Below are 4,965 nucleotides of genomic sequence, written 5' to 3'. Positions count from 1 at the left end.
ACCACCGAGGAGATGCTGGCCACCGAACGCGAGGTCATCGAGGGCTGTCTTGAGCGCAACGCGCGACGGCACATCGCTCCCGGAGAGCGTGAGGTCACGCTCCAGCTCGACAACGGGCTCTACGTGGTGGAGCGACGGCCGGCACCGGCGTCGGAGGCGGTGGTGAATGCGGCTCTCCGGGCACGTCCGTCACTGTCCGCGGAACAGCGCGAGATGGTGCGCCGTCTGACCACGAGCCGCGACGCGGTCATGGTGGTGCGCGGCCACCCCGGTACGGGCAAGACCTTGGCGCTCGATGCCTGCCGACAGATCTGGGAGCGGAGCGGGCGCACCATCGTCGGCTGCGCGCTCTCCGGCCGAGCGGCGGCGGAGCTGCAGGCCGGCGCGGGCATCGAGTCGGCGACCATCGAGCGACTCCTCCTCGACTGTGTCCAGTACCGCCAGGAGATCCTTCCACGCGGCGACACCGTGGTCGTCGTCGACGAGGCGGGCATGGTGGGCACGCGCCTCCTTGGCCGCGTGTTGACGGCGGCCGCGAAATCCGACGCGACGGTCGTGCTGGTCGGGGACGACCGTCAGCTCCCCGAGATCGACGCCGGCGGCGCCTACCGCGGCCTCTGTGAGCGCCTCGGGGCGGTGGAACTTGTGGACAACAGGCGCCAGCGCGAGGAGTGGGAGCGCCAGGCACTCGTGCTGCTTCGCGAGGGCCGCTCGGACGAGGCGATGGCGGCCTACGTCGAGCATGGCCGCGTCGTCCTCGGTCCGTCCAGTGATTGCGTGCGCGCCCGTCTCGTCGCCGACTGGTGGGCGGCCGAGCGATCCGGCGGCGACAACATTATGGTGGCGCTTCGCCGCGCCGACGTCGGTGAGCTCAACGAGCGCGCCCGCGCGCTCCGCGTCGCCGCCGGCGAGGTGGCCGGCCCGATCCTGCGCTTGCCCACCGGAGAGTTCGCGGTCGGAGACCGGGTGGTCACCACGCGCAACCGGCGCTCACTTGGGGTCGTCAACGGTTCCCGGGGCACCCTGGTGGCAGTCGACGAACGCCAGCGGACGATGACGGTCCACCTCGATGGCCGACGCCTCCATGAGCCGGGCGCCCTACGAGTGCTCCCGGCGGAGTACCTCGACGCCAGTCACCTACACCACGGCTACGCCATTACTGGTCACAAAGCCCAGGGCATGACCGCCGATCGCGCTTTCGTGCTCGGCGACGAGTCGATCTATCGGGAATGGGGCTACGTGGCCCTCTCACGGGGACGCGCCGAGAACCGCCTCTACGTCGTCGCGGGCGACCTCGAACCGACCGACGACAGCGGTCATGGGCGCATTCCCACCACGCAGTCGGAGAGCCTCACCCTGCGTCTGATCCAGAGCGCTCTGATGAAGAGCAGCGAACAGCGACTGGCCCTTGACCAGTTTCAGAAACTCGCGGGTCGGCTGCCCGCCGCCGAGCTGGCGCCACCGCCGATTGCACCCAAGGACCTCGACGATGCCGGGCTGCGCGCCGCAGCCGCCGCAGCCGAGCGGGCACTCACTCACCGAGAGCCCTTCCCGGATCTCGCCGAGCCGAACCTCGTCGACACCGGGCGAACGGTCGTCCTGCTGAGCGACCAACACCGGTCCCTCACCGAACGGCGCGCCCGTCTTGAGGCGGAGATGGAGGTCAACCTGGCACGGCTGACGGATACGGACGGGCTGATCGCCCGTCGCCGTCACCGCGAGGAGCGCGGTTGGGTGCAGGGTTATCTGTCTCGCGGGAGGCGCGACATCGCCGACATCGATCGCCAGCTACCACAGCTCGAGACACGGATGGGTGCAATCCGCGGTGACCAGGTCGCGGTGGACAACTGGTGCCGGCGCCATGCCGACGCGGCGCGGCGCTGGCGTGGCCTGTACGACGAGGCCTGCGCCCGCATCGGCCGTCGTGTGCAGGCGGCCAGGGCCGCCCCATCCATCGCCAGCCATGCCATGCCGCCCGCGTCGTTCAGCGCCCAGTGGGAGTGGTGGTCGTCCGCGGTGGAAGTGGAACGCTCGCGGCTGTGGGAGGGGCCGCAACCAGCCGGGAATCAAGCGCCAGCGCAGCCGAAACGGCACGGCCAGCCCGCCACATCGCTGGCAGTGCGACCGGATGTCGCCGCCGTCGTTGGTCGCGTCGACGCAGCCGAGGCTGCCGCTGAACGCCGGCGCGAGCGGCAGCGTGGGCGTGCCCGCCGACCCGGCTTCGGCTCCGACCACGGGCACTCCACCCGCGTGCACGAGCGACAGCACGGTGCTGAGCAGGAGCAGACCGCCCGCGGGCCACGAATCTTACCGTGACGTTCGACTAACCGTCGGCGGGCTTCTGAGATGCAATCCGACGTCGGCGGTTGGACAAACCCCGTTCTCTGTAGGGGTCATTGCCATGCGAATTGCGCCGCATAGGGAGTCCGACACGGCATGACGTCGTGGCGAAGGTCGAACCGAACTGGCGATTCCAACAATATCGTTCTTCACGACGGACGTCCTGGTGATCCCTGCTCGTTCCGCCACCTCGACGTAAGCTCCCATCGGTTCAGCCGCAGAGGGCGCCCCTCGCGCGTGTCATCGACCAGTCGATCGAAACGGAAGCCACAGCGTTTTGCCACACCTTCGGACGGTTCATTACCCTCAAGCGTGTACAGGACCGCGCGGCGTAGCGCGGTCTCGTCAAACGCCCACCGTAGGAGTAGCGTCACCGCTCCGGTAACCAGCCCGAGGTGACGCCCGCGTGGCAAGAGCCAGTACACGACATCAGCGCACCAAGGGTCGGTAGCCTCCTGCAGGATCAGCGACGTCAACCCAACCGGGGGGTCTTTGGCACCGCGCGAAATCACGTACTGCCGGAGGCTCCCATCCGTGACACGATCTTGCCAGCGGCCTAGCCGATCGCTCGCTGCGGTGTAGTCAAGATTCTGGGGTGTTCGAGTCCAGTGGATGATCTCGGCGTCGCGAGAGGCCTCGATCAACAGGCCCACATCGATGGGTGCTGACCGCCGCAGAAAGACGCCTTTGCCGGCCATCGTGGGCGGACCTGGCGGAAACCGGAACCTGGCGGACTCGGGCATCTCGCTAATGATCGACTCTGAGCCCGTCGTCTTGATGCGCCCTCATGATCAACTTGCGAACCCTGAGGATCGGGCTACGTGTCCTGCGGGCGCGAAGGTGGGTTTCTTGGCCGCTGGCTGACCGCTGTCGGTCCGGAACTGGCGTTAGCCACGAGGTGCATCCGAGGGCTAACGCTCTGGCTGAGAGCAACCCGACCTGGGCCGGATGATCTCCCATGCGCACTACACCTGATTTGGTGCGGGGATGCGTCACGACGGCCACATGTCCGAGGAGATGTCCTTCGAGGATTTCCAGTCCCTCTACGGGCCATGGCGCCCGCTCACGTCGCGAGCCTCTTCTCCGCAAGTGGCTTTCGATGGTGGATTGGCGGCGGCTGGGCGGTCGACGCGGTCACAGGTGTCACGCGGCTCCACGAGGACACGGATGTCGTGGTGCTACGTGATGATCTGGCCGCGGTGCGCCGCCACCTACACGACTTCCACTTTTGGGAGGCAGAGAGCGGCATCTTGAGGCCATTACCCAGTGGCGAGTCACCGCGCGAGGAAGTGTCGCAACTCTGGCTGCGCGACGATGCTTACTCACCATGGGTGCTCGATTTGCTGCTCACCCCGACGAGTGGCGACGAATGGCTGTACAAGCGTGACCGGAGAAGTCGACGGCCACTCGCGAGCATTGGCTTCGAGAGGCCCGGAGGCATCGCCTATTTTCGACCAGAGATCCTGCTGCTCTTCAAGGCCAAGCTTGATCGACCTAAGGACTACGCAGACTTCCAAGCCCTGCTGCCACACCTGACGGAAGCGGCTCGCACCTTTCTCGTGGACGCCCTAGACATCTCGGAGCCCGAACACCCCTGGCTTTCGGAGCTGACCGGGTGACTAACTCCGGTTGGCTGTGCCTTCGGGAGGTGCGGGGACGATGAGAGGTTCTATGGGTCAGGGAGCCCGGGCGGCTTTATCCTTCCTAAGTACCCGCCCACGGCAGCTACTCGCGCGGGACGCTAGCCTATCCCTTGCTGCACCGGCCGGCCGGCATCGCCGCGGACCAGTCGCTCGATGACGGATCCTTTGAGCTACGCACCGTCCTATACGTCGACTAAGAGCTCGACGCTCAAGAGCTCACTGGGTACTCGGCGATGGCGATGCGTCGCGTCGTCACGCGGTCGGGAGCCTCCGGCGGACGGCCGGGCGCGCGGACCGCCGTGGCCCCGACTCAAGCTCAGGAGGTGCTGCCGATCCTCGATGACGTCGACGGCGACCAATGAGACACACGCAGGTGCGCTCGCTGGCCGATGTCCTGCTCGACGCTCTCGAGCGACGAAGCCGGCGACAACCGCTGGCTCAATCTGTCCCCGCCGAACCCGCCGGTAGCGACATCGCGCTCACCCTTGCGCGCGATCAGCTCAGCGAGCAGCTGAGCGGCGTGGACAGCGACGACGTGAAGACGCTCGGATACCTCGGTGTGGACGTCGCCGCTGCAATCGGCGTCGTCGCCGTCCACGGCTCGCTCGACAGGTTCTGGGCCGCGTACGTGGCCGGCTTTGCATTGGCCGCGGTGCTGGCCATCATCACGCTGCAACGGCGCGTCTTCTACAGCGGCCCAGATCCGGCCTCCCACGATTCGCGGTGCCTCTGGAGCGCCAACGGCCGGGCATTTTTGCCAACGCCAGCGGGCGAACCGGCACTCTCGCGGGGCCACCACGGCGATGCCTGCCACAGTAACTAGCACATACCGGGACATCCGGCCTACTCAAGATCATCCTGTTTTGCACTTGGCGACACGTTCGGGAGTCCCGGGCCTATGAGTGCTGTCCGATCCGCGCCCGCAAGCGGTCGCTCAAGCTGACGCGGTACGGTAATGCTCGAAGCTCGTCCGGAGTAACCG

General features: G+C 67.1%; 4 protein-coding genes. 3 read left to right on the top strand and 1 reads right to left on the bottom strand.

Annotated elements, in window-relative coordinates; genetic code table 11:
* The coding region (locus JF886_RS08645) for an AAA family ATPase (protein WP_337311534.1) at positions 1-2,316 on the top strand (2,316 nt) is incomplete at its 5' end.
* 173 nt (positions 2,317-2,489) lie between these two features.
* Here the strand turns inward: JF886_RS08645 and JF886_RS16800 are convergent.
* Positions 2,490-3,038: a GNAT family N-acetyltransferase gene (locus JF886_RS16800; RefSeq protein ID WP_350340575.1), complete on the bottom strand. Its 549-nt coding sequence runs from the start codon at positions 3,036-3,038 to the stop codon at positions 2,490-2,492.
* 354 nt (positions 3,039-3,392) lie between these two features.
* Between JF886_RS16800 and JF886_RS08640 the strand changes: the two genes are divergently transcribed.
* A complete protein-coding gene (locus JF886_RS08640) occupies positions 3,393-3,959 on the top strand; it encodes a nucleotidyltransferase domain-containing protein (RefSeq protein WP_337311533.1) in 567 nt (188 codons plus the stop codon).
* A gap of 382 nt (positions 3,960-4,341) precedes the next feature.
* On the top strand, positions 4,342-4,806 hold the full coding sequence (locus JF886_RS08635; RefSeq protein WP_337311531.1) for a hypothetical protein: 465 nt from the start codon (positions 4,342-4,344) through the stop codon (positions 4,804-4,806).
* The last annotated feature ends 159 nt before the right edge of the window (positions 4,807-4,965 follow it).

Origin of the sequence: Candidatus Aeolococcus gillhamiae (assembly GCF_016464765.1) — a bacterium.
In the GTDB taxonomy this organism is placed as follows: domain Bacteria; phylum Chloroflexota; class Dormibacteria; order Aeolococcales; family Aeolococcaceae; genus Aeolococcus; species Aeolococcus gillhamiae.
The sequence above is the reverse complement of the archived record's forward strand: the minus strand, read 5'-3'. Positions and strand labels throughout refer to the sequence as shown.

What these genes read in the sequence shown, in the direction of transcription:
- JF886_RS16800 (WP_350340575.1), bottom strand. Translation starts at nt 3,038, where the DNA reads ATGGCCGGCAAAGGCGTCTTTCTGCGGCGGTCAGCACCCATCGATGTG.
- JF886_RS08640 (WP_337311533.1), top strand. Translation starts at nt 3,393, where the DNA reads ATGGCGCCCGCTCACGTCGCGAGCCTCTTCTCCGCAAGTGGCTTTCGA.
- JF886_RS08635 (WP_337311531.1), top strand. Translation starts at nt 4,342, where the DNA reads ATGAGACACACGCAGGTGCGCTCGCTGGCCGATGTCCTGCTCGACGCT.